This window comes from Streptomyces sp. NPDC050743 (assembly GCF_044456925.1).
Classification (GTDB): Bacteria; Actinomycetota; Actinomycetes; order Streptomycetales; family Streptomycetaceae; genus Streptomyces.
Genome location: NZ_JBITGJ010000041.1, coordinates 24,135 through 47,051 on the forward strand (window position 1 = coordinate 24,135; position 22,917 = coordinate 47,051).

The following is a 22,917-nucleotide window of genomic DNA, read 5'->3' on the forward strand; positions in this document are numbered from 1 at the left end:
CGGTGATCCTTCTCGTACGAGGATGGGCCCATGTCTGAGACCAAGAGCCCGCTGCCCCGCCAGGTGGCAGACGCGTACGTGGACGACCTCATCGCCCTCGACCCGGTCACCGGTACCTACCTCGGTGTGAAGGAGAGTTCGAGCCGGCTGCCCGACTACTCGCCCGCGGGCCAGGCGGCCCTCGCGGAGCTGGCGCGGACCACGCTCGCGAAGCTGGACGAGGCCGAGCGGCAGCCGGGGGCGGACAGTGACGCGGAGCGGCGCTGCGGGCGGCTGCTGCGGGAGCGGCTGACCGCCGAACTCGCCGTGCACGAGGCGGACGAGCACCTGCGCGCGGTCGGCAACATGGCCACGCCGGGCCACTCGGTGCGGGACATCTTCACCGTCACGCCGGCGCAGACGGACGAGGACTGGGCGGCGATCGCCGAGCGGCTGCGCGCGGTGCCGGGCGCGCTCGCGGGCTACCGTGAGTCGCTGCAACTCGGCCTGGACCGCAAGCTGTTCGCGGCGCCGCGGCCGACGGCGACGTACATCGGTCAGCTCACCGAGTGGACGGACACGGACGGCAAGGGCCGTGGCTGGTACGAGGACTTCGCCGCCGCCGGCCCTCAGGCGCTGCGCGCGGAGCTGGACGAGGCGGCCCGCGCGGCGACCGCGGCCCTGGTGGAGCTGCGGGACTGGCTGCGGGACGTGTACGCGCCGGGTATCGAGGGCGCCCCGAACACGGTGGGCCGCGAGCGGTACGCACGCTGGTCCCGCTACTTCAACGGCACCGACCTGGACCTCGACGAGGCGTACGCCTACGGCTGGGCGGAGTTCCACCGGATCCTCGGCGAGATGAAGCAGGAGGCGGAGAAGATCCTGCCCGGCGCCGAGACCCCCTGGGTGGCGCTGGCGCACCTCGACGAGCACGGCCGGCACATCGAGGGTGTGGAGGAGGTGCGGGAGTGGCTGCAGGGCCTGATGGACAAGGCCATCGAGGACCTGGACGGCACGCACTTCGAACTCGCCGAGCGGGTGCGGAAGGTGGAGTCGCGCATCGCCCCGCCGGGCGGCGCCGCCGCCCCCTACTACACGCCTCCGTCGGAGGACTTCTCCCGCCCCGGCCGCACCTGGCTGCCCACCATGGGACAGACCCGCTTCCCGGTCTACGACCTGGTCTCGACCTGGTACCACGAGGGCGTGCCCGGGCATCACCTCCAGCTCGCGCAGTGGGCGCACGTGGCGGAGAACCTCTCCCGCTACCAGGCCACGATCGGCGGGGTCAGCGCCAACGCCGAGGGCTGGGCGCTGTACGCGGAGCGGCTGATGGACGAGCTGGGCTACCTCACCAATCCCGAGGAGCGGCTCGGCTACCTGGACGCGCAGATGATGCGGGCGGCCCGGGTGATCGTGGACATCGGCATGCACCTGGAGCTGGAGATCCCCGCCGACTCGCCGTTCCACCCCGGTGAGCGGTGGACGCCGGAGCTGGCGCAGGAGTTCTTCGGTGCGCACAGCAGCCGGCCGGCGGACTTCGTGGAGAGCGAGCTGACCCGGTATCTGACGATTCCGGGCCAAGCGATCGGCTACAAGCTCGGTGAGCGGGCGTGGCTGCTGGGCCGGGAGAAGGCGCGCGAGCGGCACGGCGACGCGTTCGACCTGAAGGCCTGGCACATGGCGGCCCTGTCGCAGGGTTCGCTGGGCCTGGACGACCTGGTGGACGAGCTGGCCCGGCTCTGACCGCCCGGCGTCAGCGCCGGAAGCCGCCTTCCGAGTTGATGACCTCCCCGGTGATCCAGCCGGCCTCGTCGGTGGCCAGCCACGCGATGAGGCGGGCCGGGTCGTCGGGGAGGCCCCAGCGTCCGCCGGGGAAGCGGGCGGCCACGGCGGCATGGGCCTCGCCGGTGGCGTAACCGGTGTCCACCGGGCCCGGATTGACGGCGTTCACCGTGATGCCGTGCCCGGCCAGCGCGCCCGACAGGGAGCGGGTGACCGAGGCGAGGGCGCCCTTCTGGAGGGCGTAGGCGATCTCGCCGGGCATGCCGCCGCCGAGGTCCTGCCCGGAGGTCATCAGCACCACCCGCCCGCCGGGAGTGCCCTCGGGCAGCCGGGCGCGCGAGCGGGCGTAGGCCTGGACGAGCAGCAGCACCGATCGGGTGTCGACCGCCCAGTGCGCGTCGAGCATCGCGGCGTCGATCTCGTCCAGGGTGCCGTCCGAGCCGCTGAGGGCGTGGTTGGCGACGAGGATGTCCAGCCGGCCGAACTCACCGACGACCGTGTCGATCAGCCGGGCAGGTTCCGCCGGGTCGGCGAGGTCGCCGGGTCCGCAGACGACGCGGGCCGCGGGGTCGCCGAGCACGGCACGCACGGAGCCGACGACGGCCTCGGGACTGTCGGCGCCCCACGGCATCGCGGCGTCGTGCGGCACATGGTGATGCAGATACACACTCGCCCCGTACGCCGCCAACCGCCGCGCCACGGCATGCCCGATCCCGGCCCGCCGACTCGCCCCGGTGACAAGGGCGGTACGGCGGCGCAGGGGCAACGGGTCGCGGCGCAGCTCTTCCGGGGCGGGGAGCTTGTTCGCAGGCATGACGGATCACCCTAGGGGGCCTGGGCAGCGGGGCGCGAACGAATTCGGGCGGGTGCTACCAGCAGGCGGCGCCGTAGGTCCCCGGCGTCATCCCGTCGTACCGCACATCCATCGGCCGTCCGGCCGTCCCCGGTGGCGTGCGCGGCCGCGTGGGGGCTAGCTGGTGCCCGAGGCGAGGCGGAGGAGGCGGGCCGGCATGCAGCGGAAGGGGTCGGCACAGCAGGCGCTGCAGACGCCACGGGCCGCAGGGCTGGCCGGAGTCGTGTTCGCGCTGTTGCTGACGGCGACCATCGTCCTGGTCCGGCTGGGGATGCCCGAGGGAGCCGACGCGGTGACCGCCCAGGGGTTCACCGACTCCGCGCGGCGCGGCGCACTGCAGACGGCCCTCGCGCTCGTGCCGTTCGCCGACATCTTCTTCCTGTGGTTCATGGGCACGATCCGGGCACATGTCGGTGCGGTCGAGGACAGGTTTCTGGCCACCGTGCTCCTGGGCAGCGGCCTGGTCTTCACGGCCACGTTGTTCGGCGCCGCCGCGGCGGCCGGTGCCGTGCTCTCGGTCGCGCACCCGGCCGGCACCGCGCCCGCGCCCGCGTCGTGGGACTTCGGCCGCCACTTCGCGTACACGATGATGACGGGGTACGCGATGCGGATGGCGGCCGTCTTCGTGTCGGTCGTGTCGATGATCGGCCACCGTCTCGGGGTCCTGCCCCGCCGGCTCACCGCCCTGGGCTTCCTCACCGCCCTGACCCTGCTCTTCGTCTCGAGCAACGTGCCCTGGTCGGAGCTGGTCTTCCCGGGCTGGTCGCTGGTGCTCAGTGTCCACATCCTGCTGGCGAGCGGTCGCCCCCGGGTGCTTCCCGCGCCCCGCGCGTGACGGAGCGAAGAGGTGCGCCACGGCCTGGCCGCCGCCCTGGACGGGTTCCCCGACGGGCGATCTCGCCGCACCGGACTCATGCTGACAAGGGGACATGACCGCCGTCCGGGAATGCCGCGCGATACGGCCGGCGCTCGCCGGACCTGGCCACCGGAAGGGCTGAGCGTCGATGCGGCTCGTCGTCGATCTCAACAAATGTCAGGGATACGCCCAGTGCGCGTTCCTCGCGCCCGACGTCTTCGCCCTGCACGGCGAAGAGGCGCTGATCTACAACCCGCACGCCCCCGAGGAACAGCGGGAACGGCTGGCCCGCGCCGTCGCCGCCTGCCCGGTGCAGGCGATCATCGCGGACGGGCTGGACGACATGGCAGACGGCCAGGAGGCGTCCGATGGCCGCTGACTACGTCGAGTGGCTACGGCGCGAAGGCCGGATCGTCGTCGTCGGCGCCTCGCTGGCGGGTCTGCGGGCCGCCGAGACGCTGCGCGCCGAGGGCTTCACCGGTGAGCTGACCCTGATCGGTGACGAACCGTACGAACCGTACGACCGGCCGCCGCTGTCCAAGTCCGTCCTGCTGGGCCGGGCGTCCCCGCACCGCACCGAGCTGCCGCACCGCCGGGAGATCGACGCCAAGTGGCGGCTCGGTGTCCAGGCGACCGGCCTGGACCTGGCGGCCAAGCGGGTCCGGCTGGCCGACGGGGACGAGGTGGAGTACGACCGGCTGCTCATCGCGACCGGCGTCCGCGCCCGGCCCTGGCCGAAGGAGGAGGAGGCCCGGCTGGACGGCGTCTGCCTGCTGCGGACGCGGGACGACGCGGCCGACCTGTACCAGCGGCTGAAGGCGGGGCCGCGCCGGGTGTTCGTCATCGGCGCGGGTTTCGCCGGTTCGGAGGTCGCCTCGGCCTGCCGGGAGATGGGCCTGTCCGTCACCGTGGCGGAGCGGGCGGGTGCGCCGCTGGTGGGCGCGCTCGGCGGGGTGATCGGTGCGGTCGCCGCCGACCTGCAGACCGAGAACGGCGTCGATCTGCGCACCCGGGTCACGGTGACGGGGCTGGAGGGCGACTCGGCCGGCCGGGTGCGGGTCGTCCATCTGTCCGACGAGAGCAGCGTCGAGGCGGATGTCGTGCTCGTGTCGCTGGGGTCGGTGCGCAACACCGACTGGCTGTCCGGGTCGGGGCTCGGCGCGGGGCCCCGGGGCATCGCCTGTGACGCCGGGTGCCGGGCCTTCGACTTCCGGGGCATCGTCACCGACGACGTCTTCGTCGCGGGTGACGTGGCGCGGTCCCCGCACGCCCTGTTCGGCTACCAGTTCCTGTCGTTGGAGCACTGGGGCAACGCCGTGGCGCAGGCGGAGACGGCGGCGCACAACATGATCTGCCACGGCGCCGACCGGCGCCCGCACCTGTGGATGCCCGCCTTCTGGTCCTCGATGTTCGGCGTGAACGTCAAGTCGGTCGGAGTGCCGCCCATGGGCGAGCAGCTCATGATCACGCAGGGTTCACTGGCCGAGCGCAGGTTCGTCGGTGTCTACGGCCATCAGGGCCGCATCGTGGCCGCGGTGAGCTTCGACAACACGCGGTGGCTGGAGTTCTACCAGCGGCAGATCGAGCGGGGCGCGCCCTTCCCCGTGGAGTTCCCGACGGTGGACCGGCGTCCCGAGGGCCGGCAGCCGGTGGATGCCGACTTCCCCGACCCGTCCCTGCCGACCCACGGCCCCATGGTGACCCTCAGCGGCTACTCGCCCTCCGAGCAGCAGCTGCTCTTCCACCCCGCCCGCCACTGACCGCCGCCCGGCTCCGACGCTTCAAGGACCTGTCATGCCGTCGATGTTGCGCCAGATCACCGACTTCGCGAACCGCGCCAACCCGTACCCGATCTACGAGGAGCTCCGCAGGACGCCGGTGCTCCACGAGGAGGACGGCCCCTACGTCATCAGCACGTACTACGACATCGAGGCCCTGCTCCACGACCCGCGGATCAGCTCCGACGCCGCCAACGTGACCGCCGGCGGGGACGACGAGCTGTCCGGGCAGGAGGCCACCGGGCTGCCCCCGAGCTTCATCCGGCTCGATCCGCCGGAGCACGACCGGCTGCGGCGGATCGCCAACAGCTCCTTCGGGCCGCCGCACCGGCCGCGGCGGATCGAGAACCTGCGGAGCGATCTGGGGGAGATCGTCACCGGGCTGATCGACGGCTTCGGGGACGCGCGGCAGGTCGACCTGGTCGACCAGTTCGCCTACCCGTTCCCGGTGACCGTGATCTGCCGGCTGCTCGGGGTGCCGCGCGAGGACGAGCCCCGCTTCCGTGCCTGGGTCGACCCGATCGTCGCCGGCCTGGACCCCGACTCCCGCACCAGCGCCGACTCCGAGCGGACCGCGCAGGAGGCACGGCTGCAGCTCGGCATGTACCTCAACGGGCTGGTGGAGCAGCGTGCCAAGGAGCCTCGCGACGACATGCTGTCCGACCTGGTGGACAGCAGGGGTCCGGTCGGCGCCATGACGACGATGGAAGTGCTCAGCACGGCGGTGCTGCTGCTCATCGCCGGTCACGAGACGACCGTCAACCTCATCACCAACGGCATGCTCACGCTGCTGCGCCACCCGGAGGTCCTGGAGCGGCTGCGCCACGACCCCGGCCTGTCGGTCAGGATCGTGGAGGAACTGCTGCGCTACGAGCCGCCGGTGCAGCTCCTGCCGCAGCGCACCTGCATCACCGACATCGAGGTGCACGGGGTGACCATTCCCAAGGGCTCACGCATCTGGCTCGTCCTGGCCGCGGGCAACCGCGACCCGGAGCGTTTCAAGGACCCCGACCGCTTCGACCCGGACCGTCAGGACATCCAGCACCTGGGGTTCGGCAGCGGGATCCACAGCTGCTTCGGCGCCCCGCTGGCCCGGCTGGAGGCCCAGATCGCCCTGTCCGATCTGGCCCGGCGGCTGGAGAATCCCCGTCTGGTCGAGGACCCGCCGCCGTACCGGCAGAACGCGGTGCTGCGCGGCCCCCGGCACCTCGACATCGCCTTCGACGGCCTGCGTTGACCCCGGTCAGTGCGCGAGCCGGCTGAGCCGCACCAGCCCGACCCAGGTCTCCGGCCCCGGTTGCACGTACGCGGCCCGCACCGTGTACGTGCCCGCCTCCAGCGGCACCCGGAGGTGCTCGTTGCGGCCGGCCGCCTGCCCGGGCCAGGCCGAGTCGAACAGCAGCACCGGCCCGGGCACCCGCCAGTGCACCTCGCTCCCCCACACCGCAGTGTCCAGGGCGGCGGGGACACCGGCGAGGAGTTCCGCCTCGGAGTTCGCGGCGGACCACCGTACGAAGGTGGCGTGGTCCGGCAGATACGAGGTGGCGGCGGGTTCGTCGCCGAACACCAGGGCCGCGCTGTCGCCGACGGGCAGCAGACCGACGTAACCGTCGACCTCGCACGCCCGGTCGTAGTCCGTGTCGAGTTCCTCGCTGTCGGCGCCCGTCCAGAACGGCAGCACCGTCTCCGGGACGGCTATCAGCGGGCCGCCGCCCGATTCCACCCACTCCAGCGCGCCTGGATCCGCGTATCGAGCCATGGGCAGAGAACCTACACGGGTGTCGATCAGCAGCCGCACTCGCCTTCGACGGGCGCGGTCAGGGGGTCGGCGTCGCGCTGTGCGGGCCCCTGCCAGGTCTCGTAGGCGAAGCCCTCGCGCGCCCAGTACTCGAAGCCGCCGAGCATCTCCTTGACCTGGTAGCCGAGTTCGGCGAGGGCGAGGGCGGCGCGGGTGGCGCCGTTGCAGCCCGGTCCCCAGCAGTACGTCACCACCGGCACGGACTTGTCCAGGAGCTGCCCGGCCTGCTCGGGGATGAGCGCGGTGGGCAGGTGGACGGCGCCGGGGATGTGGCCCTGATCCCAGGACTCGGTCGAGCGGGAGTCCACGACGACGAAGCCGGGGTCGCCGCCGGCCGCGAGCGCCGCGGCCACGTCGGAGACGTCGGCGTGGAAGGCCAGGCTCGCCCGGAAGTAGGCCGCGGCCTCGGCGGGGGCGGCGGGGGCGACGCGCAGGACGGGGTTCGCGGAAGACTTGGTGATCATGGCTGTAAATCTACGATCCCGAATGCGCTGCCTGAAGTGAGAATCCACGGCCTTGCCGTTGCCCAGGCCGGGATTCCCCTGCTATCCATCCGGGATGACCGTGTATTCCCCGGACGCCACCGACTGGCGCATTCTCGAGGTCCTCCAGCGGGAGGGGCGGGCCAGCTACGCCGAGCTGGCGCGGGCCGTCTCCATGTCGCCGAGCGCCGTCACCGAACGGGTCCGGCGGCTGGAGGAGGCGGGCGTGATCCAGGGGTACGCGGCGGTCGTGGACCCCGAGCGGCTCGGGCTGCCGATCCTGGCGTTCGTACGGCTGCGCTATCCGAACGGCAACTACAAGCCGTTCCACGACCTGGTGGCCGCGACGCCCGAGATCCTGGAGGCGCACCATGTGACGGGCGACGACTGCTTCGTCATCAAGGTCGCCGCCCGGTCCATGACGCACCTGGAGGAGATCTCCGGGAAGATCGGCGCGCTGGGCTCGGTGACCACCAGCGTGGTGTACTCCTCACCCCTGCCCCGGCGCGCGCTGGGCCGCTGACCCGGTACCTGGTCAGACCCCCCGCTGCCGCAGCGCCGACCCCGCTCTGCCCTTGACGACCTCCAGCTGTGCGTGGATCCGGCGGCGCAGGTCGGGGACGTGGCTGACGATGCCGACGCTGCGGTCGCGTTCGCGCAGGGAGTCCAGGACGTCGAGGACCTCGTCGAGGGTCTGGTCGTCGAGGCTGCCGAAGCCCTCGTCGATGAAGAGGGTGTCGAGGCGGATGCCGCCGGCCTCGTCGGTGACGACGTCCGCGAGGCCGAGGGCGAGGGCGAGGGAGGCGAAGAAGGTCTCGCCGCCGGACAGGGTGGCGGTGTCGCGTTCGCGTCCGGTCCAGGCGTCGACCACGTGCAGCCCGAGCCCGCTGCGGCCGCGCCCGGTGCGGTCGTCGGAGTGCACGAGGGTGTAGCGGCCCGAGGACATGCGCTGCAGCCGCGCGGTCGCGGCGGCGGCGACCTGCTCCAGGCGGGCCGCGAGCACGTACGACTCCAGGCGCATCTTGCGTTCGTTGTCGGCGGAGGTGCCCGCGGTGAGGGCGGCGAGGCGGGCGACCCGGTCGTACTCCTCGCGGAGCGGGGCGAGCCGGCGTACGGCCTGGCCGGCGCGCGCGGAGAGGCGGTCGAGTTCGGCGCAGCAGCGGGCCGCCGCGTCGCGCGCGGACGCCGCCTCGCGCAGCAGGTGTTCGGCCGTGGCGGCCGCGCGCTCGGCCGTGGCCGGGTCGGCGGGCGGGCGCTGGGCGGCGGCCGCGGTGTCGGCCTCCGCCAGCACCGCGCGTACGGCGGCCTCCTCGGCCTGCCAGGCGTCCAGGCGGTGCTGCAGCTCGCGGTGGGCCGCGGCGTCCAGGAGGGCGGCGGCCGCGTCCTGCGGGGTGTCGAAACCGGCCCGGTAGGCGGCGTCGGCGAGGCGGGCGTCGGCGTCCTTCAGGCGCTGGGCGGCATCCTCGGCGGCGCGTACGGCGTCGGCGGCGTCGGTGAGCAGCACCGTCTGCCGCTCCAGCTGCGCGGCGCGTGCGGCCACGCTGCCGGAGGTGCCGCGCGCCTTGGTCAACTCCGTTTCCAGCTGGTCCTGTTCACGCTCCAGGGTCTCGCGCCGGGTGAGCCGGGAGGCGGCCCGTACGGCGGCCTGCTGGCGGTCGGCGAAGCGCTGCTCGCGCTCGTACTCGGCGCGCCGCAGCTCCTCGTGCGCGGCGTGCAGCGCGGAGGCGTCGCGGCGGGCGCGGACGTACTCGTGCTCCAACTCGGCTGCTGCCTCTTCGAGTTGGGCGGTGGGCGTGTCGCCGGCCTCGGCGGTGGCGGCGGCCAGGGCCTCGCGGACGACGCCGAGCCGCCGCTGGTCCTCCGTGTGCTGCTCCTCGGCGCGCTGGTAGGCGGCGAGGGCCCGGTCCTCGGTCTCGCGGTCGACGTGTCCGGCGACCTTGCGGGCCGGCGCCGGGTGTTCGGTGGCTCCGCAGACGGCGCAGGGCTCGCCGTCGGTGAGGTGGGCGGCCAGTTCGGCGGCGATGCCGTTCAGGCGCTGTTCCTTCAGGTCCAGCCAGTGGGCGCGGGCGTCGAGGCCGCGCTGCTCGGAGGTGAGCGCCCGGCGCTGGGCGTCCTCGAGGTCCGCGGCCAGCTGGTCCCGGGTGCGGGCCGCGTCGAGGCGCCCGCGCATCGGCTCCCGCTGGACGGCGAGCTGTTCGGCGCGGGTGGCGGCCTCCTGGGCGGAGTCGACGCGGGCCTGCAGCGCCGCGCGGGTGGCGTCCCACTCGGCGAGCCAGGTCTCGGCGTCGCGGAGCACGTCCTCGTCGGCGCGCTCCTGGCGGTCGAGTCCGGACCGCTCCTCGGCCAGTTCGGCGAGCCGCTGCTCGGCCCGCCGGGCCGCCTCCAGCCCGCCCAGTTCCTCGGCGGTCCGACGGGCGGCGGCGGCGAGTCCGGCCGCGCCCGCGTCGGCGTAGGAGTCGGGGAGCATGCCACGCGTGCGTGCCTCGGCAGAGGCCGCCCTGCGGTGCTCCTCCTCGGCGGCCTCGCGCAGCTCCAGCGCGGGCGCGACCGCCTCCGCCTTGCGGGAGCGCTCCATGCGCCGCTGGGCCTCCTGATGGGCGCTGGCCCGCTCCTGGAGCCGCTCGGCGCGCTGCCGGGCCTCGGCGAACCGGCTCTGCAGCCGGGCGAGTTCGCGTACGTCGTCCAGGGCGCGCCGGGTCGCGGCGTGGGCGGACTCCGCGGCGGCGAGCCGGCAGTGGGCGACGGTGAGCCGTTCCCGGGCGGTGGCGCGGGCGACGGCTGCGGCGCCGAGCACGGCGTCGGCCAGGCCGGGATCGCCGGGGGCCAGCTCGGGCAGCTCCATGGCGTCGCCGGCCTCCTGCTGCATGCGGTGGGCGTCGGCGAGCAGCGCCGCGTCGCCCTCACGCACGCGTGCCTCGGTGGCGCGGCGACGCTCGGCGAGGCGCTTTTCGACGTCGGCGAAGCGCTGGGTGTCGAAGAGGCGGCCCAGCAGCCGGCCGCGGGCCTCGGCGTCGGCGCGCAGGAAGCGGGCGAAGTCGCCCTGGGGCAGCAGCACGACCTGGCAGAACTGCTCGCGGCTCATGCCGAGCAGCTGGGCGATCTCCTCGCCGATCTCCTGGTGGGAGCGGCTGCTGTCCTTCCAGGCGCCGGCCGCGCTGTCGTACTCGCGCAGCCAGGTCTGGGCCTTGTCGACGGTGGTGCCGGTGCCGCGCAGTTTGGGCCGCTCCCAGGGCGGCTGTCGGGTGATCTCCAGGCGGCGGCCGGCGACGGTGAGGTCGAGGCGGACCTCGGTGCGGGTGCGCGGCTCGGCGTGGTCGCTGCGCAGGTGCATGCCCTGGCCGCTCTGCCGGGCGCCGGGTACGGAGCCGTACAGGGCGTAGCAGACGGCGTCCAGGACGGAGGTCTTGCCGGCGCCGGTGGGGCCGTGCAGCAGGAAGAGCCCGGCGGCGGACAGGGCGTCGAAGTCGACGCTCTGGGAGCCGCCGAAGGGCCCGAAGGCGGTGATGTCGAGCCGGTGCAGCCTCATCGGGCCACCTCCCGCACGGCGGCGTCGGCGCGCACCGCGTCGAAGGCCTCGCGCAGCACGGAAGCCTCCCGTTCGTCGGGCCCGGCGCCGCGCACATGGGCGACGAAGTCCTCGGCGATCTGCTGGTCGCTGCGGCCCGCGAGGCGCCGGGCGTACGACACCTGGGGGTCGTCCGAGGCGCGCTCCGGGGCGAAGACGAGGCTGAGGGTGTGCGGGAAGCGCTCGGTGAGCCGGGCCATGGGGTCGGCGGGGCGGACCGCGTCGGTGACGGTGGCCTCGACCCAGGCGTCCTCGTGGCGGGCCAGCGCGGGATCGGCGAGGAGGTCGTCCAACGCGCCCTTGACTCGGGCCAGCGGGCGCGGCACCGGGCAGTCCACGCGCTCGGCGCGGACGGAGCCGTCGCCGCCGAGGTCCACCAGCCACATGCTCTTGCGGTGGTCGGTTTCCGAGAAGGAGTACGCGAGCGGGGAGCCCGAGTAGCGCACGCGCTCGGTGATGGTCTGGCAGCCGTGCAGATGGCCGAGCGCCACGTAGTCGACGCCGTCGAAGACCCCGGCCGGTACGGCGGCGACCCCGCCCACGGTGATGTCCCGCTCGCTGTCGCTGGCCTGTCCGCCGGTGACGAAGGCGTGGGCGAGGACGACCGAGCGGGTGCCGGGCGCGCGCGTGGCGAGGTCGGCACGGACGCGGTCCATGGCGGCGCCGAGCACCGCCTCGTGACCGGCCTTCTCCACCGCGAACTCATCCTTCACCAGGGCGGGTTCGAGATACGGCAGCCCGTAGAACGCGACGTCCCCGTGCGCGTCGGTGAGCACGACGGGGGTGCCGGTGGCCGACGGCTCGGTGCGCAGATGGATGCCCGCGCGACCGATGAGCCCGGCGCCGACGCCGAGCCGGCGGGCCGAGTCGTGGTTGCCGGAGATCATCACCGTGGGCACGCCGAGGTCCGCGAGGCGGTGCAGGGCGTCGTCGAACAGCTCGACGGCGGCGAGCGGGGGCACCGCGCGGTCGTACACATCGCCCGACACGACCACCGCGTCCACCTCGCGCTCGCGCACGGTGGTGACGAGGTGACCGATGAACTCGGCCTGGGCCCCGAGCATGTTCACCCGGTGGAAGGCCCGGCCGAGATGCCAGTCGGACGTGTGCAGGAGTCTCATGATCCCCGAGACTAACGGCCGGGTCTGACATCACGGGCGGTTACTCCTGTATCGACCCGACACAACCGGTCAACTTTGTCGCTGTTTGCCAGAATTAGTCCGAGGTGTCAGGCATCTCCGTAGGCCTCGCCGCCCAGTTCGAACCCGGCCGTACCCGCCGTCACATCGGCGAGCCAGGCGCGGAAGGCGTCCACGTCCGCGTCCGGCAGACCGATCTCGATGGTGACCGCCTCGGCGTAGCGGACGTCGCGCACCTCACGGCCGGTGGCGCGCAGGTCGTTCTGGACCTTTCCGGCGCGCTGGTGGTCGACGGTCACCGTGGCCAGCCGGAAGCGGCGGCGGGTGATCGTGCCGAGGGTGTCGAGGGCCTCGCCGACCGCGCCGCCGTAGGCGCGGATGAGTCCGCCGGCGCCGAGCTTGACTCCTCCGTAGTAGCGGGTGACGACCGCGACGACGTAGCGCATCTCACGGCGCAGCAGCATCTGCAGCATGGGGACGCCGGCGGTGCCGCCCGGTTCGCCGTCGTCGCTGGCCTTCTGCACGGAGGCGTCGGCGCCGATGACGTACGCCCAGCAGTTGTGGGTGGCGTCGGCGTGCTCCTTGCGCACGGAGGCGATGAAGTCCTGCGCCTCCTGCTCGGTGGCGGCCGGGGCGAGGGCGCACAGGAAGCGGGAGCGGTTGATCTCGGTCTCGTGCACGCCCGCGCGGGCGACTGTGCGGTACTCGTCCTGCATCCCGCAAGCCTATGTGGTGACGCGGAGTGGGTGGCGACGGGCGCATACCGGCGGTGGGGGCACGGACGGCCGGGCACGCCCGCGTACCGGCCGTCACGGCTCGGGCCCGCGTACGCGCGCGTGGGCCTACTTCCTCTTCCCGTCCTTCTTGCCGTTCTTCTTGCCGCGCGCCACGATCAACGAGGTCAGGAGGGCCGCTCCTGGGTCGAGGGCGGGCCAGCCGTTGCCGTACCAGGACAGGACGGCGATCGCGGACGTCGGGAACTTCGTCCGCACCCGCTCCAGTGTGTCCTCGAGGCCGTCCCGCGCCAGCTCCAGGACCAGCTCCTCAAGACCGGGGTTGTGCCCGACCACCAGCAGCGTCTCGACCTCGGGCGGCGCCTCGCGGACCACCTCCAGCAACTCCGGTGCGCCGGCCGCGTACAACCGCCGGTCGTACCGCACCGGCGGTGGGGTGCCCCACTCGGCGGAGGCCAGCTCCCAGGTGCGGCGGGCGCGCACCGCCGGGGAGCACAGGGCGAGGTCGGGCAGGCAGTCGGCCTCGGCGAGGGCGCGTCCGGCGGCCGGGGCGTCGCGCAGGCCGCGCGGCGCGAGCGGCCTGCGGTGGTCCTCGACGCCCTCGGGCCAAGCGGACTTGGCGTGCCGCAGGACCACCAGCCGGCGCAGCGGGCCCGTACCCGCCCGCCCGGTCACGCCGGGCTCCCGAGGTCACGGGCGAGGTCGAGGGCCAGCAGGCGGTCGGCGTAGACGTAGGTCTCGAAGCGGGCTCCGTCGGGCAGCTCCGGAGCGCTCTCCACGTCCCGCAGCACCTGCAGCACTCCAGGCAGGTCGAGGTCGTCCTCCCACGCGGAACGCAGCCGGGCCCGCACCTCGTCGGGCACGGACCGCGAGGGCTGACGAGCCCATCCGGCCACGGCCCGCCGCCACCGCGCAAGCCGCCCGGCGGCCTCCTCCAGCACGCCGGAGTCCAGCCGCACTGGCTCGCCGCGCGGCACGGAGAGCAGAGCGAGCCGGAGGGCAGCGGGGTCGGAGAGGAGGTTCCGGAGCGCGGGGTGGGCAAGGGGCTGGGAGGTGGGCTCGGGGGCGCGGCCGGGAGCGGGCTCGGAAGCGTGGCCCAGAGCGGAGTCGGGGGAATGGCCTGCAGCATCCACTTCCTGCCCGCCCATCACCTCCCCCGTCCACTCCACCGGTGCGACCCACACCACCGGCCCCCCGCCCGAGGCGTTCGGGGATTCGGACGTCACGTGGAGCGTCTGCGCCTCGCCCAGCCCCGGCGTGACGTCGTGGGCGTCCTCGAAGGGGCGGATGGACAGAGTGGTCGCGGCGGTGCGCAGGTCGGCGGGGCGGTGGGGTGCGGCGAGGGTGGCCCAGACCGGTGTGCCGCCCAGTTCCAGGGCGCGGACCAGGAGGTCGGCGGTGAGCAGCACGCGCAGGGCCGTCGGGCCGGGGTCACAGGGGTGGGCCTCGACGCGGGTCAGGCCGCGGCGGGCGGGCGCGGCGGGGACGGGCTCACCGGTTCGGGCGTCGAGGATGCGCAGCACGGGTTGAGCGTAGGCGGCTGAACGGTCGTACGCAGGCATCTGGTGTCCATTCCGGACATGGTGGCGGGGTGGCGGACCGGGAATCCGCACCGCCGGGGTGCTGTTGCCCAGGGGAACAGTTTCCCGCAGCCCCGAGGAGGCGGCCGTGTACGGCGACGAAGCGACGATCCGCAGGATCCTGACCGAGCTGGGCGACACCTGGGCGGTGGTCGGCCTGTCCACCAACCGGAGCAGGGCCGCGTACGGGGTGGCGCAGGTGCTCCAGCGGTTCGGCAAGCGGATCGTGCCCGTGCACCCGAAGGCGGAGACCGTGCACGGCGAGCGGGGGTACGCCTCCCTCGCGGACATCCCCTTCGAGGTCGACGTGGTCGACGTCTTCGTCAACGGCGAGCTGGCCGGCGCGGTGGCCGACGAGGCCGTGACCAAGGGTGCACGAGCGGTGTGGTTCCAGCTCGGTGTCGTGGACGAAGCCGCCTTCGAGCGGACCCGGGCGGCCGGGCTTGACATGGTCATGGACCGCTGTCCGGCGATCGAAATTCCCCTTCTGGGCTAACGAATCTCTCCTTCTACTCACAATTGGGCGCTGAATATTGACATTCCGACTAGGCATCTGACCTGTGACAACCCCGTGACCGAGTGTGCGCCCAAGACACCGGAGATCCCGGGTCAAATTTTGGTTAACACTCTTTTGCTGACTCGGAAAGCGTCCCTAGCCTATGGCCTCCTTGCTCGTTAACGCTGCGTATAGATCTGAGAGGCCACTAGACATGGCGAAAGTCGACCAGGCTGCTACGCCGGTAGCCACAAGCGACACCGGCGGCGGCCTGCGCCGAGATGTGGGACTCATCGGCCTGATGTGGGCATCGGTGGGTTCCATCATCGGCTCCGGCTGGCTCTTCGGTGCCGAGAAGGCCGTCGTCGCGGCCGGCCCCGCCGCGATCATCTCGTGGATGATCGGCGCGGTGGCGATCGTGCTGCTCGCCCTCGTGCACGCCGAGCTCGGCGGCATGTTCCCGGTGGCGGGCGGCACCGCCCGTTACCCGCACTACGCCTTCGGTGGCCTGGCCGGCATGTCCTTCGGCTGGTTCTCCTGGCTGCAGGCCGCGACGGTGGCCCCGATCGAGGTCGAGGCCATGATCGGCTACGCCAAGCACTGGCACTTCGCCGACGGGCTGCAGAACGCCAACGGCACGCTGACCACCAGCGGCATCGTCGTCGCGGTGCTCCTCATGGCCGTGTTCGTCGCGGTCAACTTCCTCGGCGTCCGCGTCCTGGCGCACACCAACAGCGCTGCCACCTGGTGGAAGATCGCGGTCCCGCTCGCGGCGATCTTCGTCATCGCGATCGGCAACTTCCACCCGGGCAACTTCACCTCCGAGGGCTTCGCACCCAAGGGCGCCGCGGGCGTTCTCGGCGCGATCAGCTCCAGCGGCATCATCTTCGCGCTGCTCGGCTTCGAGCAGGCGATCCAGCTGGCCGGTGAGAGCCGCAACCCGAAGCGTGACCTGCCGCGCGCGACGCTCGGCTCGGTCGCCATCGGCGCCGTGATCTACCTCCTGCTCCAGATCGTCTTCATCGCCGCCCTGCCGCACGCCTCCTTCGCCAAGGGCTGGGCGAACCTGGACTACGCCGGCATCAGCGGCCCCTGGGCGGGTCTCGCCACGCTGTGCGGTCTGGGCTGGCTGGCCTGGGTCCTGTACGCCGACGCGATCATCTCCCCCGGCGGCACCGGCCTGATCTACACCACCGCCACCTCCCGCATCTCCTACGGCCTGGCCAAGAACGGCTACGCGCCGAAGGTGTTCGCCAAGACGGACAAGCGCGGTGTGCCGTGGTTCGGCCTCGCGATGTCGTTCGTGACGGGCGTGCTCTGCTTCCTGCCGTTCCCGAGCTGGCAGGAGCTGGTCGGCTTCATCACCTCGGCGAGCGTGCTGATGTACGCGGGCGCTCCGCTCGCGTACGGCGTCTTCTCGGACCGGCTGCCGAACCACGAGCGTCCGTACAAGCTCCCCTTCGGCAACTTCATCTCGCCGCTGTCCTTCGTGGTCGCCAACCTGATCATCTTCTGGTCCGGCTGGGACACCCTGTGGCGCCTGGGCTTCGCGATCCTCATCGGCTACGTGCTGCTCGGCTCCTACGCCTGGTACGCGATCCGCAAGGACCTGCCCAACGCGCCGCGACTGGACTTCAAGGCCGCGCAGTGGCTGCTCCCCTACCTGGCGGGCATCGGCGTGATGTCCTACCTCAGCACCTTCGGCGGTAACGGTGTCCTGCCGCTGTGGTGGGACATCCTGGTCGTCGCCGTCTTCTCGCTCGGCATCTACTACTGGGCCAAGGCGACCGCCTCCGCGCCCGAGCAGATCGAGCGCGACATCGAGGAGGTCGTGGTCACCGACGCCCCGGCGCACTGACCCCGCCTCTCCCCTGGTGTCCCGTCGGCCGGATCCGGCTGACGGGACACCGTCATAATGCGGGGATGATCTCCCCTTCCCCCCACCTGGACTCCGCGCCCGAGGAACGCCGTACGGTCGTCGTCGTGGGCGCCGGGCCGGCCGGGCTCACCGTCGGCAGCAGCCTGCGGGCCGCCTCCGTCGACTGTGTCGTCCTGGAGACCGAGAGCAGGAAGTTCATCGAGACCCGGCCGCGCGCCGGTTTCATCGAGGAATGGGCGGTGCGCGAACTCGGCCGGCGCGGACTGTCCGAACGCCTCCTGGAGCGGGCCGAGTCGCACAGCGCCTGCGAGTTCCGCTTCGGCGGCGAGCGGTACCGCTTCCCGTACGCCGACCTGACCGGCAGCCATCACTACGTCTACCCGCAGCCGTTGCTGGTGACGGACCTGGTGCGGGAGTACGCCGACGTACGCGGCGGCGACATCCGCTTCGGCGTGCGCGACGTCACGCTGCACGATCTGGACTCGGACCGGCCGGCGGTGTCGTACCGGTGCCCGGAGACAGGTGAACGGCGGCTGCTGCGCTGCGACTTCGTGGCGGGCTGCGACGGGGCGCACGGAGTGACGCGGGACGCGATACCCGCACGGCGCAGGCGGATCGCGCGGCAGGACGACGGCATCCGCTGGCTGGCGCTGCTCGCGGAGGTCCCGCCGTCGACGGACTGCGTCCTGTTCGGCGTCCATCCGCGCGGTTTCGCCGGTCAGATGCCGCGCAGCCCGGAGCTGACCCGGTTCTACCTCCAGTGCCCGCCGGGCGACGATCCCGACGACTGGCCGCACGACAGGGTCTGGACCGAGCTGCGCGAGCGGCTCGGCGCGGCCGGAGCGCCCCCGCTCACCGAGGGCCGGCTGATCGAGAAACGCGTCCTGGACATGCACCACTATGTCGTCGAACCCCTCGCCCACGGGCGGCTGTTCCTCGCCGGGGACGCCGGTCATCTGGTCGCACCCATCGCCGCGAAGGGCATGAACCTGGCCCTGCACGACGCCTTCCTCCTCGGCGACGCGCTCGCGGCACACGTGACGAAGGGCGACGGCAGCGGCCTGGACGGCTACTCGGCGGCGTGTCTGCGCCGGGTGTGGGACTACCAGGAGTTCTATTCACCCGTTGCCGCCTAGGCACCAGGAAGGCCCAGGAGGCCACTCGACCAGGCGGTTCACCGGCACGACGGAGTCTCAAGCCTCCTCTTGGTCCAGTCTCGCTGCGTATCACTGGTATCACGTCCAGGATCACAGCTCCGAGGACCCTGGCCAGCCAGCCTCAGCCGGCGATGCCGTCAACCGTGGGCGAACGAATCACGAGAGATGCAACAGCAAGTCACCAAGGGTGACCGGCAGAGGAACCGGAAGCGAAGGAAGAGACGATGACCGAGACCAAGACCTCGCCCCGCAAGACCGCCACTGCCGCCAAGGCCGCCCCCGCTCAGCCGGCCACCGCACCTGCGGCAACGGTGGACGACTTCGCCGCCCTGCTCCAGCCGAAGCGGGTGGAGAGTGCGAGCACGGTCCCCGCCCAGGTGGCGCAGTTCGTCGAAACCGCCTTCGAGTCCTGGGAGGGTGGCGACAGGACCTGGTTCGTGGTTTCGCTGAGCAGCCCCGAGGCAGCGGAGAAGATCTTCCGTCAGGCTCGTCGTTACTGCCACGAGCGTGAGACTCGCCTGACCTTCCAGCGTCGCAAGACCGACAACGCGAACGAGCTGGTCTACCGCGTGCGGGACAAGATCGCTCAGAAGCGCAGCAGCGCCGGCAAGAAGTAACACCCAATACCCCGGGCGGCGTGACGCAAGCCAGCGTCACGCCGCTCTTTGCTGCGCCGAGAGGTGGGCACCGCCGGCCTTGCTGAGTGCCGGGTGAGTTGAGCCTGGAGCACGGCAGGGCCGGCCAGGACTGTCTCACACGCACGCGCGCAAGCGACGGTGAGAGGCGAGCGAGGCGACCAGGCGAGGCTCAAAGTTGTCGCTCACTCACTCGTCGTCGAGGTGAGTGGGTGAGGTAGCGACGCACCGAGCGATGACGTGAGCGAGCGACGAGACGAAAAGCGTGGCGAACGCCCTGCCCAAAGGCGCTAGGGGCCCCTGAGAGCAGCACTGGTCTCCACTGCCAGGATCTGCGCGGCGAAAATGATAAAGCCTTTTTGTCCTAGTTTGTCCGTCTCGCATATCTCGGAACACTCGCCCCACGTACGTAAGCGTGTCCACACCTTCCGCCTCGTGCCCCTCTCGGCACCCGGCGCGGTGCGCCCCTGGCTGGCCAAGCGGTCACGCCCGTCAGGCCCTCAGCGCCCGTGGGTCACGTCTCGCCCTGGGTCTCAGGCTCAGCGGGGAGCGGGTCGGCGACGAACGTGCCCTTGCCGAAGACGGTGACGATGAGCCCGCGGTCGCGGAGCACCTGGGCTGACCTGCGAACCGTCATGTAGGCGACGCCGTACTCCACGGCCAGGTCGCGCTCCGCTGGCAGGCGGGCGCCAGGTTGGAGCTCGCCAGCCCTGATGCGCGCCTCCAGGTGGTCGGCGATCGCCACGTAGACCAGCTGAGGGCCACGTGGGTCGAGGTGCGGCTTGGGGATCTTGCTCCGCTCGTCGTCCATGCAGGTCACCGTAGGTCGCCCTGGATCTTCAGGCACGTCCAGGAAGCCCTAGCGAGGTGACTAGGGCTATATATAGCCCTCTAGGGCAGATACGCTTCAGAAACCTATAGAAGTGCGTCCCGAGAGGTGGCCTAGACCTCCCGGGACGCGGGTGACGCTGAGGGAGCGCCATGAGTCAACGTACCGTCCGACCACCGACCACCGAAGAGCACGAGCCCTACCCGCTCGACGTCGAGACCATGAGGGACGCCGCCCGCCGGCTCCTCGCCGGGGACGCCGCGCCACTCACCGCCGACGAGCTGAACACGCTCACCGTTCAGCTCCGCAGCCACGTCGCCCTGGCCGTGCCCGAGGTGGAGGCGCTCGCCCTCGCCCTCCCCGAGGACGACGTGCCGCGGGCCTGCGCGTTCGCCTGCACCGGTGAGGCCCGCTACCTCTTCACCCGCCTCGCTGACGAGTCGGCGAGCGGCCCTCTCACCCTGGCCAAGCACCTGGCCCGCGTCGTCAACGCCCTCTGCGACCACTACGAGAACCTCGGCGGGGGTGAGAACGGTGGGAGCACGGATTGAGTGGCAGTGGCAGGACGCGGGGTCGGGTCCCGGTCACATGCAGCGCGTGATCGTTCACGACGACACCCCCAGCGCCGACCCCGCCCTGGACGCGTACCGCCGTCTCCTCGACCACTGCCTGAGGTGCCGGACGTGCCGCACCACCGACGCGGACGGCTGGGCGAACAGCACCTGCGACGAGGCCCGGTGGCTCTACCGAGCCTGGCGAGTGGCGCGCCGCGGCTCGACGACCGAGGGGAGCCGAGCGTGAGGATCAGCCAGCGAACGACCGTCGTCGCGGGCGTGGTTGCGGCTGCCACCGCGTGCGGCCCCAGCTCCCAGGGCGACGCGACCGCCCACGGCAGCGGCGGCACCGCCACTCACCGCCCGTCGGCCACGGCCACCCACGTGGCAGCCAAGCCGAAGGCGAGGCCCAAGCCGACGCCCAGCGCACAGCCGAGTGACCTGCCCCGTCTCGACCACCAGGGCGACGGCCTCACCAACTGCGTCATCCGCTACCGGGCGAACCACGACACCTCCGGGTGGGCGGTGTTCGCCTCGCGCCCCGCCACGGTGGAGCTGGCGGCGACCACCACTGCGGGCAAGACCTACGACAAGACGTGGTACGCCGACACGAGCGGCGGCAAGACCGTCTACGTGACAAGCATGGACGTGCCCGTGCCACTCACCGCTCTCAAGAGCATCGAGGGCACGCTCGTGGACGCGAACAGCGCCCACGAGTACCGGTGCGTGGTGGGTCCGGGCGCGTAGCGACGCGGAAACGACGACTGGCCGGCCTCCTGGTGGAGGCCGGCCAGTTCCGTGTCTGCGCCCGTTAGAGGCCGCTCTCGCGGCGGGGCCTACTTGTCTGCCTGGTAGGTTTCCCGATCCTTGAGCTGCTCCCACGCCTTGATGTTCCAGCTCTGCGGCTCTATCAGGATCTTCGGCCACACCGCGCTGGTCGTGGTGACCTGGATGCGGTTGTACGGCAAGCTCCGGTCGATCGTGACGATCTCTACCGGCGGGAACTGCTCGAAACTGCCGGTCTCCGCGAAGAAGTGGAAGCCGCCCGTGTAGATGGGCACCGCCGCCGAGGACAGTTCCGTCGTGGATCCTGCCCCCGGTGCTGTACGCGGGGGTCGGGGCGCCACTGATACCGACGGCGCTATCCGCCACCACGCGGCGGTTCCACGCAAACGCCACGCGGTTGTGTATGCGGGTATCCCACACCCACCCGGCCACGAGCAGCACAGCAAACGCCACCCACGAGTAGTCGTGGGTCGCGTCGGCCAGTCCCCACGCGAAGGCCCCGAAGAAGACTGCCGCGCCGACGATGCGGCTGGTATCCGCTCCAGTCACCTGCTGGTCAATCGCGATTCTGTCTTTCCGGCCGCTGCGGTCTCTTGCCACTACTGCTCCTCGGGACGCCCGCTCCTTGCGTTGACAGCGGCATTGTTACCCATGCCAGGCACGCAACGGAGCGGTCCGGAAACCTCACAGACGAACGGTTACGCGGCAGTCTGCAAGGCACTGACTACGGCACTGATCTGCCCCCTGGCAGCCCGGTCCTTGAGCCCCAGCTGCGGGCCCAGGCGCCTGGCACGGGCAGCCACGGTGTCGTCGGGGTGGGCCAGCAGGTCGGCCTTAACGAGAGCCAGTCTCGCGACGCTTGAGGCGGTTCGCTTCCCTGCCATCGTTGCCTTGCCAGCCGATGCCACTGCGCTGCCAGCCTTCCTGGCAGCCTCACCAGCTGCCTTCCGGACGGCAGCTGAGAGGTTCCAGCGGCCGTCGGCTGCCACCACGAGAACGCCGTCCTGGACCAGGCAGTGAATGAGGTGGGGCATCACGTAGCCCACCAAGCGCTCATAGCCCGGCCACAGCCTGGTGACGAACTCGCTCAAGCTGTCACCGGGCTTGAGGGTGGCGGCGGCCTCAGCCGCGCAGACGGCCTGCCGTCGCCAGAGCTCGTCCCGGACGGCGTCCACCGGGATACGGTTGGCGCCGGGTGCCCGCGTCGCTATCACCGACGCGGGTGCCTTCTCACGCTCGCTCACTGGTTGGTCTCCCCCAAGCCGAGTCCCGGCATCGGCGCAACCGCGCAGTCGCGCAGCTTGCTGCCGTTGTCGGGCAGCAGCTGGCCGCTGATCTCCGTGACGTTGCTGAGCTTCGCCGACACGTTCATCTCGAACGTCTGGGTCATTCCCGGGTACGGATGGTTGTTCCAGGTGTCGGCGTCAACCACCTCGTGGCTGTCGTAGTTGTCGTACCAGTGGCCACCGGCCGTCTGAGCGCTCAACTCGATGAGGCCGGTCCTCCCCTTCTCGTCGAGCACCGCCGCCAGGTGTGTCGTCCCGTCGCGGTTGACGCTGTAGATCACCATGCAGTAGGCGCCGTAGTCGTCGCCGTCTCGGTCGAGTCGCTTGCTGACCGCGTGGTAGTCGATTGCGGGCGTGGGCCTCGTCCTCGTCACTGCCTTGGGCTTCGCGGCGGCCCTCGGCTTGGCATTCGTCGATGGCGTTGCCCTGGTTGCGGCCGTCGAGTGGGTGATGGCGGGCTTGCTGGCTGCCGTGTCCGCCTGGTGCGCGTTCTTCACGTTGGCGGCGTGCGCGAGGACGCTGACGGCGGGGCGAACGCGACGCCGACGCTGGTCCAGATCTTCCGCTTCGTACTCCAGCCTCGTCGCGGCGACTGAGGCGGCTGCGGCTGCCAGTGCGGGGGCTGCGACGGGTACGGGGGCTGGTTCATGAGTTGCCGTCCTTCTTATTGGTGTGATCATGACAAATGTGTTGATTCGGTGGCGCCGCAGTTTGCGTGAGCCGGCCTCCACGTCTTCCAACTTCGTGGA

25 protein-coding genes are annotated in these 22,917 nt (G+C 71.8%); 13 read left to right on the top strand and 12 right to left on the bottom strand.

From position 1 onward, the window contains the following. The first annotated feature begins 30 nt into the window (after positions 1-30). Positions 31-1,722 carry a DUF885 domain-containing protein gene (locus ACIBJF_RS31085; RefSeq protein WP_356305474.1) on the top strand — a complete coding sequence of 564 codons (1,692 nt, stop codon included), beginning with the start codon at positions 31-33 and terminating at the stop codon, positions 1,720-1,722. Positions 1,723-1,732: 10 nt separating this feature from the next. On the opposite strand, the gene ACIBJF_RS31090 is transcribed toward ACIBJF_RS31085, so the two are convergent. Further along, positions 1,733-2,575 (bottom strand): SDR family oxidoreductase, encoded by an 843-nt coding sequence (locus tag ACIBJF_RS31090; protein WP_399178662.1) that lies wholly within the window; start codon positions 2,573-2,575, stop codon positions 1,733-1,735. A gap of 196 nt (positions 2,576-2,771) precedes the next feature. On the opposite strand from ACIBJF_RS31090, the gene ACIBJF_RS31095 reads away from it, so the two are divergent. From ACIBJF_RS31095 to ACIBJF_RS31110, 4 genes are all read left to right on the top strand, one after another. Next, the gene (locus ACIBJF_RS31095; protein WP_399178664.1) at positions 2,772-3,449 is read left to right on the top strand and encodes a hypothetical protein; all 678 of its coding nucleotides are present in this window, start codon (positions 2,772-2,774) and stop codon (positions 3,447-3,449) included. A 169-nt stretch (positions 3,450-3,618) separates the two neighbouring features. Then, positions 3,619-3,849: a ferredoxin gene (locus tag ACIBJF_RS31100; protein ID WP_399178666.1), complete on the top strand. Its 231-nt coding sequence runs from the start codon at positions 3,619-3,621 to the stop codon at positions 3,847-3,849. Continuing rightward, positions 3,839-5,230: an NAD(P)/FAD-dependent oxidoreductase gene (locus ACIBJF_RS31105; protein WP_399178668.1), complete on the top strand. Its 1,392-nt coding sequence runs from the start codon at positions 3,839-3,841 to the stop codon at positions 5,228-5,230. Before ACIBJF_RS31100 ends, ACIBJF_RS31105 begins: the two co-directional genes overlap by 11 nt. A 34-nt stretch (positions 5,231-5,264) precedes the next feature. Then, positions 5,265-6,485 (top strand): cytochrome P450, encoded by a 1,221-nt coding sequence (locus ACIBJF_RS31110; RefSeq protein WP_399178670.1) that lies wholly within the window; start codon positions 5,265-5,267, stop codon positions 6,483-6,485. A gap of 6 nt (positions 6,486-6,491) precedes the next feature. Here ACIBJF_RS31110 and ACIBJF_RS31115 read toward each other — a convergent pair whose 3' ends face one another. Beyond that, positions 6,492-7,007 (bottom strand): immunity 21 family protein, encoded by a 516-nt coding sequence (locus ACIBJF_RS31115; RefSeq protein ID WP_399178672.1) that lies wholly within the window; start codon positions 7,005-7,007, stop codon positions 6,492-6,494. Between the two features lie 26 nt (positions 7,008-7,033). Then, positions 7,034-7,510 carry a rhodanese-like domain-containing protein gene (locus ACIBJF_RS31120; protein ID WP_399178674.1) on the bottom strand — a complete coding sequence of 159 codons (477 nt, stop codon included), beginning with the start codon at positions 7,508-7,510 and terminating at the stop codon, positions 7,034-7,036. A gap of 94 nt (positions 7,511-7,604) precedes the next feature. On the opposite strand from ACIBJF_RS31120, the gene ACIBJF_RS31125 reads away from it, so the two are divergent. Further along, entirely contained in the window at positions 7,605-8,051 is a 447-nt protein-coding gene (locus ACIBJF_RS31125; protein WP_399178676.1) for an Lrp/AsnC family transcriptional regulator, read from the top strand. A 12-nt stretch (positions 8,052-8,063) separates the two neighbouring features. Here ACIBJF_RS31125 and ACIBJF_RS31130 read toward each other — a convergent pair whose 3' ends face one another. The 5 genes from ACIBJF_RS31130 to ACIBJF_RS31150 all read right to left on the bottom strand — a co-directional run bounded on the left by ACIBJF_RS31130 (position 8,064) and on the right by ACIBJF_RS31150 (position 14,489). Next, positions 8,064-11,054: an AAA family ATPase gene (locus tag ACIBJF_RS31130; protein ID WP_399178678.1), complete on the bottom strand. Its 2,991-nt coding sequence runs from the start codon at positions 11,052-11,054 to the stop codon at positions 8,064-8,066. Further along, entirely contained in the window at positions 11,051-12,214 is a 1,164-nt protein-coding gene (locus ACIBJF_RS31135) for an exonuclease SbcCD subunit D (protein WP_399178680.1), read from the bottom strand. The genes ACIBJF_RS31130 and ACIBJF_RS31135 overlap by 4 nt, the downstream gene beginning before the upstream one ends. Before the next feature lie 107 nt (positions 12,215-12,321). Beyond that, entirely contained in the window at positions 12,322-12,948 is a 627-nt protein-coding gene (locus ACIBJF_RS31140; RefSeq protein ID WP_356305456.1) for a YigZ family protein, read from the bottom strand. 126 nt (positions 12,949-13,074) lie between these two features. After that, positions 13,075-13,641 carry a SixA phosphatase family protein gene (locus tag ACIBJF_RS31145; RefSeq protein ID WP_399178681.1) on the bottom strand — a complete coding sequence of 189 codons (567 nt, stop codon included), beginning with the start codon at positions 13,639-13,641 and terminating at the stop codon, positions 13,075-13,077. Next, positions 13,638-14,489 (bottom strand): hypothetical protein, encoded by an 852-nt coding sequence (locus ACIBJF_RS31150; RefSeq protein ID WP_399178682.1) that lies wholly within the window; start codon positions 14,487-14,489, stop codon positions 13,638-13,640. Before ACIBJF_RS31150 ends, ACIBJF_RS31145 begins: the two co-directional genes overlap by 4 nt. Positions 14,490-14,634: 145 nt before the next feature. Here ACIBJF_RS31150 and ACIBJF_RS31155 point away from each other — a divergent pair, with 145 nt between their 5' ends. The 4 genes from ACIBJF_RS31155 to ACIBJF_RS31170 all read left to right on the top strand — a co-directional run bounded on the left by ACIBJF_RS31155 (position 14,635) and on the right by ACIBJF_RS31170 (position 18,695). Then, positions 14,635-15,042 (top strand): CoA-binding protein, encoded by a 408-nt coding sequence (locus ACIBJF_RS31155; protein ID WP_399178683.1) that lies wholly within the window; start codon positions 14,635-14,637, stop codon positions 15,040-15,042. A gap of 214 nt (positions 15,043-15,256) precedes the next feature. Next, positions 15,257-16,900, top strand: coding sequence for an APC family permease (locus ACIBJF_RS31160; protein ID WP_399178685.1), 1,644 nt, complete (start codon positions 15,257-15,259; stop codon positions 16,898-16,900). 65 nt (positions 16,901-16,965) lie between these two features. Continuing rightward, complete coding sequence (locus ACIBJF_RS31165; protein WP_399178687.1) at positions 16,966-18,057, top strand: 4-hydroxybenzoate 3-monooxygenase; 1,092 nt, start codon at positions 16,966-16,968, stop codon at positions 18,055-18,057. Between the two features lie 245 nt (positions 18,058-18,302). Further along, a complete protein-coding gene (locus ACIBJF_RS31170; RefSeq protein ID WP_399178689.1) occupies positions 18,303-18,695 on the top strand; it encodes a hypothetical protein in 393 nt (130 codons plus the stop codon). Positions 18,696-19,227: 532 nt separating this feature from the next. Here the strand turns inward: ACIBJF_RS31170 and ACIBJF_RS31175 are convergent. Further along, complete coding sequence (locus tag ACIBJF_RS31175) at positions 19,228-19,524, bottom strand: GntR family transcriptional regulator (protein WP_399178690.1); 297 nt, start codon at positions 19,522-19,524, stop codon at positions 19,228-19,230. A 170-nt stretch (positions 19,525-19,694) separates the two neighbouring features. Here ACIBJF_RS31175 and ACIBJF_RS31180 point away from each other — a divergent pair, with 170 nt between their 5' ends. Genes ACIBJF_RS31180 through ACIBJF_RS31190 form a run of 3 tightly spaced genes read left to right on the top strand, consistent with a single transcriptional unit; the run spans position 19,695 to position 20,843 of the window. Then, on the top strand, positions 19,695-20,093 hold the full coding sequence (locus ACIBJF_RS31180; RefSeq protein WP_399178692.1) for a DUF6415 family natural product biosynthesis protein: 399 nt from the start codon (positions 19,695-19,697) through the stop codon (positions 20,091-20,093). A 46-nt stretch (positions 20,094-20,139) separates the two neighbouring features. Next, the gene (locus ACIBJF_RS31185; RefSeq protein WP_399178694.1) at positions 20,140-20,343 is read left to right on the top strand and encodes a hypothetical protein; all 204 of its coding nucleotides are present in this window, start codon (positions 20,140-20,142) and stop codon (positions 20,341-20,343) included. Beyond that, entirely contained in the window at positions 20,340-20,843 is a 504-nt protein-coding gene (locus ACIBJF_RS31190; protein ID WP_399178696.1) for a hypothetical protein, read from the top strand. Before ACIBJF_RS31185 ends, ACIBJF_RS31190 begins: the two co-directional genes overlap by 4 nt. 89 nt (positions 20,844-20,932) lie before the next feature. Here the strand turns inward: ACIBJF_RS31190 and ACIBJF_RS31195 are convergent, their stop codons facing one another. The 3 genes from ACIBJF_RS31195 to ACIBJF_RS31205 form a co-directional block, all read right to left on the bottom strand. Next, a complete protein-coding gene (locus ACIBJF_RS31195) occupies positions 20,933-21,157 on the bottom strand; it encodes a hypothetical protein (protein ID WP_399178698.1) in 225 nt (74 codons plus the stop codon). 423 nt (positions 21,158-21,580) lie between these two features. After that, positions 21,581-22,126, bottom strand: a complete 546-nt coding sequence (locus ACIBJF_RS31200) for a hypothetical protein (protein WP_399178700.1) — start codon at positions 22,124-22,126, stop codon at positions 21,581-21,583. Then, the gene (locus ACIBJF_RS31205) at positions 22,123-22,665 is read right to left on the bottom strand and encodes a hypothetical protein (protein ID WP_399178701.1); all 543 of its coding nucleotides are present in this window, start codon (positions 22,663-22,665) and stop codon (positions 22,123-22,125) included. Before ACIBJF_RS31205 ends, ACIBJF_RS31200 begins: the two co-directional genes overlap by 4 nt. Between the last annotated feature and the right edge of the window lie 252 nt (positions 22,666-22,917).

Coding starts and splice junctions, on each gene's coding strand:
- ACIBJF_RS31115 (WP_399178672.1), bottom strand. CDS start 7,007: ATGGCTCGATACGCGGATCCAGGCGCGCTGGAGTGGGTGGAATCGGGC.
- ACIBJF_RS31105 (WP_399178668.1), top strand. CDS start 3,839: ATGGCCGCTGACTACGTCGAGTGGCTACGGCGCGAAGGCCGGATCGTC.
- ACIBJF_RS31175 (WP_399178690.1), bottom strand. CDS start 19,524: ATGGACGACGAGCGGAGCAAGATCCCCAAGCCGCACCTCGACCCACGT.
- ACIBJF_RS31135 (WP_399178680.1), bottom strand. CDS start 12,214: ATGAGACTCCTGCACACGTCCGACTGGCATCTCGGCCGGGCCTTCCAC.
- ACIBJF_RS31090 (WP_399178662.1), bottom strand. CDS start 2,575: ATGCCTGCGAACAAGCTCCCCGCCCCGGAAGAGCTGCGCCGCGACCCG.
- ACIBJF_RS31170 (WP_399178689.1), top strand. CDS start 18,303: ATGACCGAGACCAAGACCTCGCCCCGCAAGACCGCCACTGCCGCCAAG.
- ACIBJF_RS31140 (WP_356305456.1), bottom strand. CDS start 12,948: ATGCAGGACGAGTACCGCACAGTCGCCCGCGCGGGCGTGCACGAGACC.
- ACIBJF_RS31110 (WP_399178670.1), top strand. CDS start 5,265: ATGCCGTCGATGTTGCGCCAGATCACCGACTTCGCGAACCGCGCCAAC.
- ACIBJF_RS31125 (WP_399178676.1), top strand. CDS start 7,605: ATGACCGTGTATTCCCCGGACGCCACCGACTGGCGCATTCTCGAGGTC.
- ACIBJF_RS31130 (WP_399178678.1), bottom strand. CDS start 11,054: ATGAGGCTGCACCGGCTCGACATCACCGCCTTCGGGCCCTTCGGCGGC.
- ACIBJF_RS31100 (WP_399178666.1), top strand. CDS start 3,619: ATGCGGCTCGTCGTCGATCTCAACAAATGTCAGGGATACGCCCAGTGC.
- ACIBJF_RS31165 (WP_399178687.1), top strand. CDS start 16,966: ATGATCTCCCCTTCCCCCCACCTGGACTCCGCGCCCGAGGAACGCCGT.
- ACIBJF_RS31160 (WP_399178685.1), top strand. CDS start 15,257: ATGGCGAAAGTCGACCAGGCTGCTACGCCGGTAGCCACAAGCGACACC.
- ACIBJF_RS31095 (WP_399178664.1), top strand. CDS start 2,772: ATGCAGCGGAAGGGGTCGGCACAGCAGGCGCTGCAGACGCCACGGGCC.
- ACIBJF_RS31085 (WP_356305474.1), top strand. CDS start 31: ATGTCTGAGACCAAGAGCCCGCTGCCCCGCCAGGTGGCAGACGCGTAC.
- ACIBJF_RS31120 (WP_399178674.1), bottom strand. CDS start 7,510: ATGATCACCAAGTCTTCCGCGAACCCCGTCCTGCGCGTCGCCCCCGCC.
- ACIBJF_RS31180 (WP_399178692.1), top strand. CDS start 19,695: ATGAGTCAACGTACCGTCCGACCACCGACCACCGAAGAGCACGAGCCC.